Source organism: Streptomyces sp. NPDC030893, assembly GCF_055571535.1.
Map to the genome: position 1 here is coordinate 996962 of NZ_JBVIFC010000001.1, position 14406 is coordinate 1011367.

At 71.5% G+C, this 14406-nt stretch carries 14 protein-coding genes; 8 read left to right on the forward strand and 6 right to left on the reverse strand.

Features of this window, described 5'->3' with window-relative positions:
- Positions 1 to 128 precede the first annotated feature (128 nt).
- The 5 genes from ACZ434_RS04455 to ACZ434_RS04475 all read left to right on the forward strand — a co-directional run bounded on the left by ACZ434_RS04455 (position 129) and on the right by ACZ434_RS04475 (position 5368).
- The gene (locus ACZ434_RS04455) at positions 129 to 932 is read left to right on the forward strand and encodes a lysophospholipid acyltransferase family protein (RefSeq protein ID WP_468451821.1); all 804 of its coding nucleotides are present in this window, start codon (positions 129 to 131) and stop codon (positions 930 to 932) included.
- A 63-nt stretch (positions 933 to 995) separates the two neighbouring features.
- The gene (gene macS, locus ACZ434_RS04460; protein WP_468451651.1) at positions 996 to 2243 is read left to right on the forward strand and encodes a MacS family sensor histidine kinase; all 1248 of its coding nucleotides are present in this window, start codon (positions 996 to 998) and stop codon (positions 2241 to 2243) included.
- Positions 2240 to 2932, forward strand: coding sequence for a response regulator (locus ACZ434_RS04465; RefSeq protein WP_468451653.1), 693 nt, complete (start codon positions 2240 to 2242; stop codon positions 2930 to 2932). The genes macS and ACZ434_RS04465 overlap by 4 nt, the downstream gene beginning before the upstream one ends.
- A gap of 124 nt (positions 2933 to 3056) precedes the next feature.
- Positions 3057 to 4085, forward strand: a complete 1029-nt coding sequence (locus ACZ434_RS04470; RefSeq protein WP_468451655.1) for a 6-phosphofructokinase — start codon at positions 3057 to 3059, stop codon at positions 4083 to 4085.
- A 287-nt stretch (positions 4086 to 4372) separates the two neighbouring features.
- Entirely contained in the window at positions 4373 to 5368 is a 996-nt protein-coding gene (locus ACZ434_RS04475) for a 2-hydroxyacid dehydrogenase (RefSeq protein WP_468451657.1), read from the forward strand.
- Here ACZ434_RS04475 and ACZ434_RS04480 read toward each other — a convergent pair.
- Both ACZ434_RS04480 and ACZ434_RS04485 read right to left on the reverse strand, forming a co-directional pair.
- A complete protein-coding gene (locus tag ACZ434_RS04480) occupies positions 5320 to 7200 on the reverse strand; it encodes an anthranilate synthase family protein (RefSeq protein ID WP_468451659.1) in 1881 nt (626 codons plus the stop codon). The genes ACZ434_RS04475 and ACZ434_RS04480 overlap by 49 nt on opposite strands.
- A 105-nt stretch (positions 7201 to 7305) precedes the next feature.
- Entirely contained in the window at positions 7306 to 7362 is a 57-nt protein-coding gene (locus tag ACZ434_RS04485) for a trp operon leader peptide (RefSeq protein ID WP_468451823.1), read from the reverse strand.
- Between the two features lie 96 nt (positions 7363 to 7458).
- Between ACZ434_RS04485 and ACZ434_RS04490 the strand changes: the two genes are divergently transcribed.
- Both ACZ434_RS04490 and ACZ434_RS04495 read left to right on the forward strand, forming a co-directional pair.
- Positions 7459 to 8814, forward strand: coding sequence for a class II 3-deoxy-7-phosphoheptulonate synthase (locus ACZ434_RS04490; RefSeq protein ID WP_468451661.1), 1356 nt, complete (start codon positions 7459 to 7461; stop codon positions 8812 to 8814).
- A gap of 163 nt (positions 8815 to 8977) precedes the next feature.
- Entirely contained in the window at positions 8978 to 9205 is a 228-nt protein-coding gene (locus ACZ434_RS04495) for a (2Fe-2S)-binding protein (RefSeq protein WP_468451663.1), read from the forward strand.
- A gap of 28 nt (positions 9206 to 9233) precedes the next feature.
- Here the strand turns inward: ACZ434_RS04495 and bfr are convergent, their stop codons facing one another.
- Complete coding sequence (gene bfr / locus ACZ434_RS04500; RefSeq protein ID WP_468451665.1) at positions 9234 to 9752, reverse strand: bacterioferritin; 519 nt, start codon at positions 9750 to 9752, stop codon at positions 9234 to 9236.
- A gap of 194 nt (positions 9753 to 9946) precedes the next feature.
- On the opposite strand from bfr, the gene ACZ434_RS04505 reads away from it, so the two are divergent.
- The gene (locus ACZ434_RS04505; protein WP_468451667.1) at positions 9947 to 10594 is read left to right on the forward strand and encodes a sulfite oxidase-like oxidoreductase; all 648 of its coding nucleotides are present in this window, start codon (positions 9947 to 9949) and stop codon (positions 10592 to 10594) included.
- Positions 10595 to 10606: 12 nt separating this feature from the next.
- Here ACZ434_RS04505 and ACZ434_RS04510 read toward each other — a convergent pair whose 3' ends face one another.
- The 3 genes from ACZ434_RS04510 to ACZ434_RS04520 form a co-directional block, all read right to left on the reverse strand.
- Positions 10607 to 11485, reverse strand: coding sequence for a deoxyribonuclease IV (locus tag ACZ434_RS04510; RefSeq protein WP_468451669.1), 879 nt, complete (start codon positions 11483 to 11485; stop codon positions 10607 to 10609).
- A gap of 49 nt (positions 11486 to 11534) precedes the next feature.
- Positions 11535 to 13469, reverse strand: a complete 1935-nt coding sequence (pknB, locus tag ACZ434_RS04515) for a Stk1 family PASTA domain-containing Ser/Thr kinase (RefSeq protein ID WP_468451671.1) — start codon at positions 13467 to 13469, stop codon at positions 11535 to 11537.
- A 141-nt stretch (positions 13470 to 13610) separates the two neighbouring features.
- Positions 13611 to 14405 (reverse strand): thiazole synthase, encoded by a 795-nt coding sequence (locus tag ACZ434_RS04520; RefSeq protein ID WP_468451673.1) that lies wholly within the window; start codon positions 14403 to 14405, stop codon positions 13611 to 13613.
- Position 14406 lies beyond the last annotated feature (1 nt).

The window sequence follows — 14406 nt, forward strand, 5'->3', positions numbered from 1 at the left end:
ACGGATTGCAGGACCTTCACCGTACGCGACCGCACTGACACCGACCAGGGCCGTCGGGTCCTTTGACGGCTCTCCGGGATATGGTCTGACCAACACGCACGGGAGGCACTCGGTTGTTGTACGGCACGATGAAGGTCGCCATCGGAGGGCCGCTGAAGCTCGCCTTCAGGCCCTGGGTGGAGGGCCTGGAGAACATCCCCGCCGAGGGACCGGCCGTACTGGCCAGCAACCACCTGTCGTTCTCGGACTCCTTCTTCCTCCCGGCCGTGCTGCACCGCAAGGTCACCTTCATCGCCAAGGCCGAGTACTTCACCACACCGGGCGTGAAGGGCCGGATGACGGCCGCCTTCTTCAAAGGCGTGGGCCAGCTCCCGGTGGACCGCTCCGGCGCGCGCGGCGCCGGTGAGGCCGCGATCAAGAGCGGCATAGAGGTGCTGGAGCGCGGCGAGCTGTTCGGCATCTACCCCGAGGGCACCCGCTCGCCCGACGGCCGCCTCTACCGCGGCAAGCCGGGCGGCCTCGCACGCGTGGCGCTGGCCACCGGGGCCCCCGTGATCCCGGTCGCCATGATCGACACGGAGAAGATCCAGCCGCCCGGACAGGTCAGGCCGAAGCTGATGCGCCCCGGCATCCGGATCGGGAAGCCGCTGGACTTCTCCCGCTACCAGGGCATGGAGCACGACCGTTTCATCCTCCGCGCGGTGACCGACGAGGTCATGTACGAGATCATGAAGCTCTCCGGCCAGGAATACGTCGACATGTACGCCACCGCCATGAAGCGGCAGCTCGCGGAGGCGGCCAAGGCCGAGAAGGAAGCGGAGAAGGCGGCGAAGGCCGCCCTCGCCCGCGCGGAGAAGGAACAGGCCGAGAAGCTGAAGGCCGCGACGGAGCAGACGGACCGGGACCAGCCCGGGAGACGGTCCGGCCCCTAGGTCCTAGGGCCTGTCGTCGACGGGACCTGGCGGGGGAGCGGGGCGGGAGTGGGGGGACGGACCATGACGAAGCGCGAGAGAGTCATGCGCATGTCGGTCGAGCAGCCGCTGTGGCGCGCCCTCGCCGGCTACCGGGTCCTCACCATGGTGTACGCGGTCGGCCTGTTCGCCGCCGCCCACGAGGAGTTCGCCCGGCCCTGGCTCGCCCTCGGCTTCTTCGCCGTACTGGCGGTGTGGACGCTGGCCACCCTGCCCAAGGTCGCGGGCGCCGCCGCCTGCACCAGACGCTTCCTCGCCGCCGACCTGACCATCGCGCTCACCGGCATCCTGCTCACGCCCGTCGCCGACGCGGCCGAACGCGTCCAGGCGGGCGGCCCCACCCTGCCGTCGATCTGGACCGCGGGCTCGGTGCTGGCCTTCGCCATCAAGGGCGGCTGGCGCTGGGCGGCCCTCGCCTCCACCCTCGTCGCCGTCGCCAACCTGATCGAGCGCGGCGGCCCCGCCCGCGACACCGTGCACAACGTGATCCTGGTCTGGGTCGCCTCCATCGCCATCGGCTACGTCGTCGAGGTCGCCCGCGCCTCCGAGCGCACCCTCGCCCGCGCCCTGGAGATCGAGGCCGCGACCCGGGAGCGGGAGCGGCTCGCGCGGGACATCCACGACAGCGTGCTCCAGGTGCTGGCGATGGTGCAGCGGCGCGGCGCGGTCATCGGCGGCGAGGCGGCCGAACTGGGCCGGATGGCCGGCGAGCAGGAGGTGGCCCTGCGCACCTTGGTCTCCGGCGGCCTCGTCCCCGTCTCCCGCGCCTCGCGGGACACCGCGCGGGGTGCCGTCGTACGGGCCGTGGAGCTCGACGAGGACGACACCGGGGACGGCGACGGGCCGGTCGACCTGCGCTCCCTGCTCGCCCCCCACGCCGGGGCCCTGGTCGGCCTCGCCGAACCCGGAGCGCCCGTGCTGCTGGCACCGGCCGCCGCGCGGGAGGTGGCCGCCGCCGTCGGAGCCGCCCTGGACAATGTGCGCAAGCATGCCGGGGAGGGGGCCCGCGCCTGGATCCTGGTCGAGGACGAACCCGACGAGGTGATCGTCACCGTCCGCGACGACGGACCCGGCATCCCCGAGGGACGGCTCGCCCAGGCCGAGGGCGAGGGACGGCTCGGCGTCGCCCTCTCCATCCGGGGCCGGCTGCGCGACCTCGGCGGCAGCGCCGACCTGATCTCGGTACCGGGGCAGGGCACCGAGGTCGAGCTGAAGGTGCCCAAGGAGACGAAGAACGTGAACGACCCGCGGGGGAAGGCGGAGCAGCGATGACGGACACCACCGGCAGGCACGGGAACCCGGTCAGGGTCATGGTGGTCGACGACCACCCCATGTGGCGCGACGCCGTCGCCCGCGACCTGTCCGAGTCCGGATTCGAGGTCGTCGCCACCGCCGGCGACGGCGACCAGGCGGTGCGCCGTGCCCGGGCCGCCACGCCCGACGTCCTGGTCCTGGACCTGAACCTGCCCGGCAAACCCGGCGTCCAGGTCTGCAAGGAGGTCCTCGCCGCCGCCCCCGCCGTCCGGGTGCTCGTCCTGTCCGCCAGCGGTGAGCACGCCGACGTGCTGGAGGCCGTGAAGTCCGGCGCCACCGGCTACCTGCTCAAGTCGGCCTCCACCGAGGAGCTCCAGGACGCCGTACGCCGTACCGCCGCCGGCGACCCGGTGTTCACCCCCGGCCTCGCCGGACTGGTCCTCGGCGAGTACCGCCGCCTCGCCTCCGAACCGGCCGGAGCGGCCCCCGCCGACGGCGAGAGCAAGGCGCCCCGGCTGACCGACCGCGAGACCGAGGTGCTGCGCCTGGTCGCCAAGGGCCTCAGCTACAAGCAGATCGCCGAGCGGCTCGTCATCTCCCACCGCACCGTGCAGAACCACGTGCAGAACACCCTCGGCAAGCTCCAGCTGCACAACCGGGTGGAACTCGTCCGCTACGCCATAGAGCGCGGCCTCGACGACGAGTAACCCCAATAACCCCTCTCCGCCCACGAATTGACCGTCCCGGCCATGTCGGTGTGACCCGGATCACCCTTACCGTGCCAGGTGGGAACGAACGGCATTTCGGCAACCATGGCGAAGGGACACTTCCATGCGGGTCGGAGTACTGACCGGAGGCGGCGACTGCCCCGGGCTCAACGCCGTCATCCGGGCCATCGTCCGCAAGGGCGTCCAGGAGTACGGCTACGCGTTCACGGGATTCCGGGACGGCTGGCGCGGCCCTCTCGACGGGCACACGGTCCCCCTCGACATCCCCGCCGTACGCGGCATCCTGCCCCGCGGCGGCACCATCCTCGGCTCCTCGCGCACCAATCCGCTGAACGAGGAGAACGGCGTCCGCCGGATCAAGGACAACCTCGCCGCGCTGGACGTGCAGGCGCTGATCACCATCGGCGGCGAGGACACCCTCGGCGTCGCCGCCCGCCTCTTCGACGAGTACGGCATCCCGTGCGTGGGCGTGCCCAAGACCATCGACAACGACCTCTCCGCCACCGACTACACCTTCGGCTTCGACACCGCCGTCGGTATCGCCACCGAGGCCATCGACCGGCTGCACACCACCGCCGAGTCACACATGCGGGTGCTGGTCGTGGAGGTGATGGGCCGTCACGCCGGCTGGATCGCCCTCCACTCGGGCCTGGCCGGCGGCGCCAACGTCATCCTGCTCCCCGAGCACCCCTTCGACGTCGACCAGGTCTGCGCCTGGGTGACCTCCCGGTTCCGCGCCTCCTACGCGCCGATCGTGGTCGTCGCCGAGGGCGCCGTGCCGAGGGACGGCGACATGGTGCTCAAGGACCAGTCGCTGGACTCCTTCGGACACGTCCGGCTCTCCGGGGTCGGCGAATGGCTCGCCAAGCAGATCGAGAAACGCACCGGTAAGGAGGCCCGCACGACGGTCCTGGGCCACGTCCAGCGGGGCGGTACGCCCAGCGCCTTCGACCGCTGGCTCGCCACCCGCTTCGGACTGCACGCCATCGACTGCGTACGCGACGGCGACTTCGGCAAGATGGTCGCCCTCAACGGCACGGACATCACCCGGGTCCCCATCGCCGAAGCCACGGCCCGCCTGAAAACGGTCAACCCGGTCCTCTACAAGGAAGCAACCACCTTCTTCGGCTGACCCCCGCCCTCCGCGATCCGCGGGCAGCCCCCGCTCCCACCCCTCCGCGAGCAGCCACGCCGCCGCCCTCCGCGATCCGCCCTCCGCGGGCAGTCGTGCCGCAGGGCGGCACGGGTGGGCGCGACGGCACCCCGCTCGCGCCGGGCTGCGCGAACACCCCCCGCCCAGCACCCACCCCGGGCACCCACGAACAACCAACGTGCCCGTTCGGCCCAGGCACACCCCACCCCCGCCCCCGTATATTCGCCAGCAGCCCCCATCCCCGGCCCACCCCCCGGAGGGACCCCGTGGAGATCCTCGCCTTCGGCGTACAAGCAGACGAGAAACCCCTCATCGAGCGGGCCTTCAAGGATCACCACCCCGTGCGCGGACTGGACGTCTTCCTCAACACCGACACCGCCCCCATCGCCGCCGGCCACGAGATCGTCTCCACCAGCGTCAACTGCGACCTCGGCGCCGACGTGCTGACGAACCTCGCCGCCGGCGGCACCCGGATGGTCGCCCAGCGCTCCACCGGCTTCAACAACATCGACCTCGAGGTCGCCGAGCACCTCGGCCTGACCGTCGCCCGGGTCTCGTACTACTCCCCGTACTCCGTCGCCGAGTTCGCCTGGACCCTCGCCATGGCCGTCAACCGCCGGGTCGTCCGCGCCTCCACCCGCACCCGCGACTTCGACTTCCGGCTCGACGGGCTGATGGGCCGCGACCTGCACGGCCGCACCGCAGGCGTCCTCGGCACCGGCAAGATCGGCGAGGCGTTCGCCCGGATCGCCCACGGCTTCGGCATGCGCCTGCTCGGCTGGGACGTCGCCGAGAACCCCGCCTGCCGGGACCTCGGCATGACCTACGTCCCCAAGGAGGAACTGCTCGCCGAGTCCGACCTGGTCAGCCTGCACGTCCCGCTGCTGCCCGCCACCCATCACCTCATCGACGGCGCCGCCCTCAAGGCGATGCGGGACGACGCCATCCTGGTGAACTCCAGCCGGGGCGGCCTCGTCGACACCGCGGCCCTCGTCGCGGAACTGCGCGAGGGCCGCTTCACCGGCGTCGGCCTGGACGTGTACGAGGCGGAGGCGGGGCTGTTCTTCCTCGACAAGTCCCTGGAGGCCGTCGACGACGACACCCTCGCCCGCCTCGTCACCTTCCCGAACGTGCTGGTCACCTCCCACCAGGCGTACTACACCGAGGACGCCGTCGGACAGATCGTCGGGACGACGGTGAACAACGTCCTCGACTACACCGCCGGCCGGCGCTCCGAGAACGTGCTCGTGCCCCGCAGCTGACCCATCAGCTCCCGCACGACCTCCGCGCCGTTCAGGCTCAGCACCGACTCGGGGTGGAACTGCACGCCCGCGAAGCCCGGTCCGCGCAGGGCGTGCACCTCACCGCCCGCCGAGCGGCTCACCTCCACGCCGTGCGCGGCCAGCTCCCGCGCGGTGTCGTCGTCGCAGTGCGCCACGAAGCTGTTGTAGAAGCCGACCGTCTCCGGCCGCCCGAACAGATCGATCTCCGTCTGCGCCCCCTGGTACGGCACCTCCTTGCGTACGATCTCCAGGCCCAGCTCGGCCGCGATCAGCTCATGGCCGAGGCAGACCCCGAGCACACCGTGCCGGTTCTCCCCGATGACGTCGGCGGCCAGCGCGCGCAGGAACCGCATCTTCGCGTCCGCCGGGTCGGAGGGGTCGCCCGGACCGGGGCCCAGCACCAGCGGGCCCTCGTGCGTCAGGACCGTCTCCCGCAGGCCCGGCTCGTCGTACCGCCGCACGGTCACCTCCAGACCGGCGGCCCGCAGCACATGGGCGAGCATCGCGGTGAAGGTGTCCTCCGCGTCCACCACCAGGGCGTGACCGGTGAGCGCCCGAGATCGCTCCTGCATCCGCAGCCAGAACGGCGCCAGCGAGGACCGGCGACCGTCCAGCGCCGCCCGCACCCGCGGGTCGTCGGCCGGCCCCGGCCGTACGGACTCCTCGCGCGGGCGCCCGGGACGCACCCCCAGCGCGGCCAGCACCCCGGCCGCCTTGGCGTGGGTCTCCGCCACCTCGCCGGCCGGGTCCGAGCCGCGCACCAGCGTGGCGCCGACCGGCACCCGCAGCCGCCCGGCCGCGTCGATGTCGGCGGTCCGGATGAGGATGGGGGAGTCCAGCGTCTGGGCGCCGCCCTCGTCCCGGCCGAGGAGGGCGAGCGCGCCCGCGTAGTAGCGGCGCCCGCCGGCCTCGTGCCGTTCGATCACCCGGCAGGCGTTCTGCACCGGCGAGCCGGTGACGGTCGCCGCGAACATGGTCTCCCGCAGCACCTCGCGCACATCCAGCGAGGACCGGCCGCGCAGCTCGTACTCGGTGTGCGCGAGATGTGCCATCTCCTTCAGCCGGGGGCCGATCACGACCCCGCCCATGTCGCCGACGGTGCACATCATCTTGAGCTCCTCGTCGACGACCATCGACAGCTCCTCGATCTCCTTGCCGTCGGCGAGGAACTCCAGCAGCTGCTCCGCGGTCGGCCCCCCGGCCGGGTAGCGGTAGGTTCCGCTGATCGGGTTCATCACGACCGTCCCGCCGGACGCCCGCACATGCACCTCGGGGCTGGCCCCGACCAGCGTCCGGTCCCCGGTGTGCACCACGAACGTCCAGTACGCGCCCCGCTCGCCCTCGAGGAGCCGGCGGAAGAGACTCAGCGCGTCGGCCCGCCCGAACCCGTCGATCTCACCCTCGTAGGTCCGCCGGATCACGAAGTTGGCGCCCTCGCCCCGGCCGATCTCCTCGTCGAGGACCCGGCCGACGATCTCCGCGTACTCCTCGTCGCCGACGTCGAAGCCGCCGCCCTCGACGCGGACGTCATGACCGGGAAGGCCGCCGAGGGCCTCGGCGAGCGGGATCTCGTACCGCTCCTCGGGCGTCAGCACCAGCAGCGGGGTGCCGTCGTCGCGCACGTCGAAGCCGCGCTCGCGGATCTGCCGGAAGGGGACGACCGCCAGGCACTCGTCGGGCAGATCGGCCAGCAGGTCACGGGTGCCGACCGGGCCGATCAGCAGCTCGACCACCTCGTGGTCGTGGCCCGGCGTGCGGCGGCGCAGCAGGGCGAAGGGGCGGTCGTCGTGCGGGAGCTGTGCCAGGTCCATGGGGTGTCCCTCGTCTCGTCGCTGTCATGAGCGTGAGGAACGACCCCGGAAAACACCGAAGGCCGCCCCTCGGGCGGCCTTCGCGAAGTCTGTACGTACGCGCAGTCAGTGGGCCGCCGGAGAAGCGGGCCACCACCAGGTGCGGGTCGAGTGCGCGAACATGGCCCCGACCCTAGCGCATCCACCGGCCCAGCGGCCCTCGTCTCATCTGCTGAGCGACGGGATGGACGGCCGATGCGACCGCGTACTGTGGGGCTTGTGACCGTAAACGCTGATTCTCAAAGCGTCGCCGCTCAGGCGACCTGGCGAAACCTGCCTGCGGCGCAGCAGCCCGAGTACCCGGATGCCGAGGCTCTGCGCGATGTGATCGCCGAGCTCGAAACGTATCCCCCTCTGGTGTTCGCCGGCGAGTGCGACCAGCTGCGCGCGCGTATGGCGGCCGTCGCGCGAGGTGAGGCGTTTCTGCTCCAGGGCGGTGACTGTGCCGAGTCCTTCGACGCGGTGTCCGCCGAGCACATCCGGGCGAAGCTGAAGACGCTCCTCCAGATGGGCGCCGTCCTCACCTACGCCGCCTCCGTGCCGGTCGTGAAGGTCGGCCGTATCGCCGGTCAGTACTCCAAGCCGCGCTCCAAGCCCACCGAGACCCGCGACGGGGTGACGCTGCCCACCTACCGGGGCGACTCCGTCAACGGGTTCGACTTCACCGAAGAGGCCCGGATCCCGGACCCCGAGCGGCTGAAGCGCATGTACCACGCGTCGGCGTCCACGCTGAACCTGGTGCGCGCCTTCACCACCGGCGGTTACGCCGACCTGCGCCAGGTGCACGCCTGGAACCAGGACTTCGTGAAGTCGTCCCCGTCCGGCCAGCGCTACGAGCAGCTCGCCCGCGAGATCGACCAGGCGCTGAACTTCATGCGGGCCTGCGGCGCGGAGCCGGAGGAGTTCAAGACCGTCGAGTTCTTCTCCTCGCACGAGGCGCTGCTGATGGACTACGAGTCCGCGCTGACCCGCGTGGACTCCCGCACCGGGCACCTGTACGACGTCTCGGCGCACATGGTGTGGATCGGTGAGCGCACCCGGCAGCTGGACCACGCGCACATCGAGTTCGCCTCGAAGATCCGCAACCCGGTCGGCATCAAGCTCGGCCCGAGCACGACGGCCGAGGAGGCGCTGCAGTACATCGAGCGGCTCGACCCGGAGCGTGAGCCCGGCCGCCTGACCTTCATCGTGCGGATGGGCGCGGACAAGATCCGCGACAAGCTGCCCGAGCTGGTCGAGAAGGTCACCGCGTCCGGTGCCACCGTGGCCTGGGTGACCGACCCGATGCACGGCAACACGTTCGAGGCGGCCTCCGGCCACAAGACCCGTCGTTTCGACGACGTGCTCGACGAGGTGAAGGGCTTCTTCGAGGTCCACAAGGAGCTCGGCACCCACCCGGGCGGCATCCATGTGGAGCTCACGGGTGACGACGTCACCGAGTGCGTGGGCGGCGGCGACGAGATCTTCGTCGACGATCTGCACCAGCGCTACGAGACGGCCTGCGACCCCCGCCTCAACCGCAGCCAGTCCCTCGACCTGGCGTTCCTCGTCGCGGAGATGTACCGCGACCAGTAGCGGGACGAGCCGGTGACCCGGCGAAAAGGGGTGGGGCGCGTATCACATCGGATCGCGCCCCACCCCTCTTCTGTGCCCTCTGGACGCCGGGTAAGGTTAGGTTAGCCTCACCGATCCAGGGTCGGTTCGGCTCGACCCAGTACTCCGTCGGGAGGTGACCCGCGTGTTCGTCTGCAGCTGCTTCGGCGTGACCGAGGAACAGGTGAGGGGACACGCGGAGGCCGGAGCGTGTACGCCCCGGCAGATCGCCTCGGCCTGCAAGGCCGGCACCGACTGCGGCGGCTGTGTGCGGCGCATCCAGGCACTGCTGGGCCGCGGCTCCTGCCCGCGCCGGCAGCTCATCGACCAGGGCGGGCAGCCGCTCACCGCGGAGCTTCCGGAAGCCGCCTAGCCGAGCCCGGCCGGCTGCGCCTCGGCGGCTAGTGCGTCGAGAAGCCGCCCGTTCCGGGACCGGACGCGTCGGGCTGGGACTGCTCGACGACCGTGGACAGATAGAGCGCCTCGCCCAGCTTCTCGATCAGCTCGAGCTGGGTGTCCAGGTAGTCGATGTGGTGCTCCTCGTCGGCGAGGATCGCCTCGAAGACGTTGGCCGAGGTGATGTCGTTCTTGCTGCGCATGACCTCCACCCCGCGGCGCAGCCGGTCGATCGCCTCGACCTCGATCTCCCGGTCGGCCTGGAACATCTCGGTGACGGTCTGCCCGACCCGGACGTGGAACAGCCGCTGGTAGTTCGGCAGGCCGTCGAGCAGCAGGATGCGGTCGGTGAGCACCTCCGCGTGCCGCATCTCGTCGAAGGACTCGGCACGCGTGTACTGGGCGAGTTTGGTCCAGCCCTTGTGGTCCTGCAGCTTCGAGTGCAGGAAGTACTGGTTGATCGCCGTGAGCTCGGCGGTCAGCTGCTCGTTCAGGAATTCGATGACCTCGGGGTCGCCCTGCATCGTGTGGCTCCTTCCGCGCGGGGAACTGGCAGGTTGGGCCGCATGATTGCACCCGGTGCGGAAGATCGTCCAGTAAGTGTTGACTTAGTAAGTACGTACATACTTAGTCCGTTCCGTACCACTCTGTACCTGATTGACCGAATCTGCCCGGGCCCGGTTCAGGGGCATCGCCCCCGGTCTGTCAGGATGGAGACATGGGTCAGCCGGCGGAACGCGAAACGGGGGAGCGCACAGCGCCGGGAGCGGCGCATCCCGAGCTCCCGCCGGGGCAGCGGCTGCAGAAGGGCTGGCCGGTCACCCACTACGGGCCGGTCCCCAAGTTCCGTCCCGAACGCTGGGACTTCCGGGTCTTCGGCGCGACCGCCGACGGCGAGAAGCACTCCTGGAACCACGAGGAGTTCACCGCCCTGCCGTACACCACCGTCGTGGCCGATCTGCACTGCGTCACCAAGTTCAGCATGGTCGGCGCCGAGTGGGGCGGGATACCGGCGCGCACCGTCGTGGACATCGCCCCGCCCGCGCCCGGGGTCACCCATGTGATGGTGTGGGCGGAGTACGGATTCAGCTCCAACCTGCGGCTGGCGGACTTCCTGTCCGGCCGTGCCCTCTTCGCCACCCACAAGGACGGCGAGCTGCTGACCGCCGAGCACGGCTTTCCGCTGCGCCTGATCGTCCCCCATCTGTACGCCTGGAAGGGACCCAAATGGGTCCGCGGCGTGGAGTACATGACCGCCGATCGCCGGGGCTTCTGGGAGGAGCGCGGCTATCACAACGTCGGCGACCCCTGGAAGGAGCAGCGCTACTCCTACCAGGAGGAGCCCGGGGAGGGCCCCGAGCTCTGAGCGGCGTACGCCTCAGGAGTCCCGGAGCTTCTTCAGCCGCTCCACGTCCGCCGCGTGTCCCTCCTTGCCGCCGGGCGTCTCGATCACCAGCGGTACGCCCGCGGTCGCCGGGTGCGTCATCAGCGCCCGGAACGGATCCTCGCCGATGTGTCCGTCACCGATATTGGCGTGCCGGTCCTTGTGGGCGCCGACCACATCCATGGAGTCGTTGGCGTGGATCAGCTTCAGCCGTCCCTCACCGACGGTGTCCACCAGCAGATCCAGCGTCTGGTGCATCCCGTCCGGCCCGGCCAGATCGTGTCCGGCCGCGAAGACGTGGCACGTGTCCAGGCAGACACCCAGCTTCGGGTGGGCGTCCAGGGCCTCGAAGTACGGCCCGAAGTCCCAGGTGCGCGAACACAGCGAGGCGCCCTGGCCCGCGGTGGACTCCAGCAGCAGGAACGGGTCGTCGTCATGGGTGAGCTCGTCGAGCAGCGGCAGCATCTGCTCCCGCACCTGCTTCAGCGCCACCGCCCGCTCCCGTCCGCCGGTCGCGCTGCCCGTGTGCACCACCACACCCAGCGCGCCGATCTGCCGCGCGCGCCGCAGGGAGTGCCGCAGCGACTCCACCGACCGCTCCACGGTCGCCTCGGTGTGCGACCCGAAGTTGATCAGGTACGGGGCGTGCACGTACGCCGGGATCGACTCGGCGGCGCAGGCCGCGCGGAACGCCTCGTCCTGCTTGGGGTTGCCGGGCGGGGTGGCCCAGCCGCGCGGATTGGCGACGAAGACCTGCACGGTCTCGGCGCGCAGCTCACGGGCGTAGGACAGGCCGACGGAATGCAGGCCGCCGGCCACGGGAACGTGGCCGCCGATCGGGTTGCGGGCGGGGCCGGACGGGTGACTCTTCACCCGTCAAGGGTGACATGAGCGCGCACGTCGCCCGCCCGGCCCCCTCCCGTCAGCGGATCTCGACGGTGATCGTCGAACCCTTGGGCGCGGTGTCGCCGCCGTCCACGGACTGGCCCTTGACGGTGTCGCCGAACAGGCCGAGCAGTCCGCGGTCCTCCTTCATCCGGAAACCGGCACCCTCCAGCCGCCGGCGGGCGTCGTCCACGCTGTCGCCGACCACGTCCGGCACCTCGACCATCTCCGGGCCCTTGGACAGGGTCAGCGTCACGGTGTCGCCCTCCGCGGCCTGCCGGCCGGGAGCGGGGCTCTGCCGCGCCACCTCGCCCGCGTCGTGCTCGGAGTTGACCCGCTCGGTGGCGACCTCCACCTTCAGGCCGGCCTCCTCCAGCTCGGCGCGCGCGTCCGCCGGCTCGTCACCCGTCACATCCGGCACGTCCACCGGACGGCCCTTGCTCACCGTCAGCGCCACCGCCGAGTCCGCGCGGACCTTGGTGCCCTTGCCCGGCTGCGTGGAGACCACCGAACCCCGGGACACCGTCTCGCTGAACTCCCGGGTGACCATGCCCGGCTTCAGGCCCTCGTCCTCCAGCAGCGAGCGCGCCTTGTCGAGCGGATAGCCGTCGAGGTCGGGCACCCGCACGGTCTGCGGGCCCTTGGAGACGGTCAGCGACACCGAACCGCTGCCGCGGATACGGGCGCCGGCCTCCGGGTCGGTGCTGATCACCTCGCCCCGCTCCACCGTGTCGCTGTACGCCTCCTCCACCGGCCCGATGTCCAGCCCGGCGTCCGCCAGCCGGTCCCGGGCCTCCTGCTCGGTCTTCCCCAGCAGCGGCGGGACCTTGGTGAACTGGCCCGAGTTGATGTACCACACGCCCGCGCCGAGCCCGAGCACCAGCAGCACGGCCACCACGATCGCCATCGGGCCGCGCGGCAGCGCCGCGCGGCGCCGGGGCGGCAGCGGCGGCGGCGACTGGAAACGGCTGGTGTGACGCACCGGGTCCGCGCCCTCGTCCTCGTTGACGGGCAGCGGGCGGGGCATCGCGGGCGCACGCGGGATGACGCTCGTACGGTCGTTCGTGTTGTCGTGGTGATCGTGCTCCGAGGCCAGCGCCTGCGGCGGCACCGCGTCGAGCTGCTCGTCGGTGAGCCGGCCGCGCGCCTCGCGGGCCCGCGCGAGCAGCGCCACCGCGTCGTGCGGTCGCACCTCGGGGTTGCGGGCGGTCGCCGAGGCGACCAGTTCGTCCAGCTCGTAGGCCATCCCGGCCACGGCGGACGACGGCGGCGGCACGTCGTCGTGCAGATGCTTGTAGAGCACGATCGCGGGGGAGTCGCCGTCGTGCGGCTTCTCACCGGTCAGCATCTCGTACAGCAGGATGCCGCAGGCGTAGACGTCGACCCGGGGGTCGGCGGTGCCGTTCTCGATCTGCTCCGGCGCCAGGTACGAGACCGTGCCCAGCACGGTGCCCGTGGTGTTCGTCACCGAGTCCACCGCGCGGACCAGCCCGAAGTCGGCGACCTTGACCCGGCCGTCGTCCCCTATCAACACGTTCTCGGGCTTCATGTCCCGGTGCACGAACCCGGCCCGGTGCGCGGCACCGAGCGCGGCCAGCACCGGCTCCAGGATGTCCAGCGCGGCCCGCGGCTGGAGCGCCCCGCGCTCGCGCAGCACGTCGCGCAGGGTGCAGCCGGCGATGTACTCCATCGCCAGATAGACGTACGCCCCGTCGGTGCCCTGGTCGAAGACCTGCACCACGTTCGGGTGGGCCAGCCGGGCGACGGACTTGGCCTCGCGGATGAACCGCTCGACGAAGGAGCCGTCGGCGGCGAGGGAGGGGTGCATCACCTTGAGCGCGAGGATGCGGTCGAGGCGGGTGTCCATGGCCCGGTAGACCGTGGCCATCCCGCCGACCGCGATCCGCGCGTCGACGCGATAGCGGCCGTCGAGCACCTGCCCGACCAGAGGGTCCTGAAGGGTCGTGTCCACGCAGCGAGTCTACGAGGCCACACCGACACCCCCGACCGCTCGCTCCCCCGTTGAAGCGGACCTGTGACGTGCGTCGCCGACACGGCTGCGGGCAGCCGTGCAAGCGAGACCCGCCCCCGCCCAGCCCCGGGCGAGCGGCACCTAGAACGCCGGCCGCTCCGGATCCAGCACGGCCAAGCCCTCCGCAGGAGAGGACGCGTGCGCGAACCACCGCCGGGGAATCCGCCCCGCCCCCCACGCCAGCCGCCCCGCCTCCACCGCCCCCCGCATGGCGGAAGCCATCATCACCGGCGACTGCGCCCGCGTCACCGCCGACGCCAGCATCACCCCCGCACACCCCAGCTCCATCGCCAGCGCCGCGTCGGACGCCGTCCCCGCCCCCGCGTCCAGGATCACCGGCACCCCCGCCCGCTCCACGATCAGCTCGAAGTTGTGCGGGTTGCGGATCCCCAGCCCCGACCCGATCGGCGAGCCCAGCGGCATCACCGCCGCGCACCCGACGTCCTCCAGCTTCCGCGCCAGCACCGGATCGTCGTTCGTGTACGGCAGCACCGTGAACCCGTCGTCCACCAGCGTCTCCGCCGCGTCCAGCAGCTCCACCGGGTCCGGCAGCAGCGTCCGCTCGTCGGCGATGACCTCCAGCTTGACCAGGTCCGTACCGAGCGCCTCCCGCGCGAGCCGCGCCGTGAGCACCGCCTCCCCGGCGGTGAAGCACCCCGCCGTGTTCGGCAGCACCCGGATGCCCAGCCTCTCCAGCACCGACAGCACGGACCCGTGCACCGAGGCGTCCACCCGCCGCATCGCGACGGTCGTCAGCTCCGTCCCGGACGCCACCAGCGCCCGCTCCAGCACATCGAGGCTCGGCGCCCCTCCCGTGCCCATGATCAGACGGGACGTGAAGGACGTACCGCCGAGGACGAGCGGATCGTCGGCCATG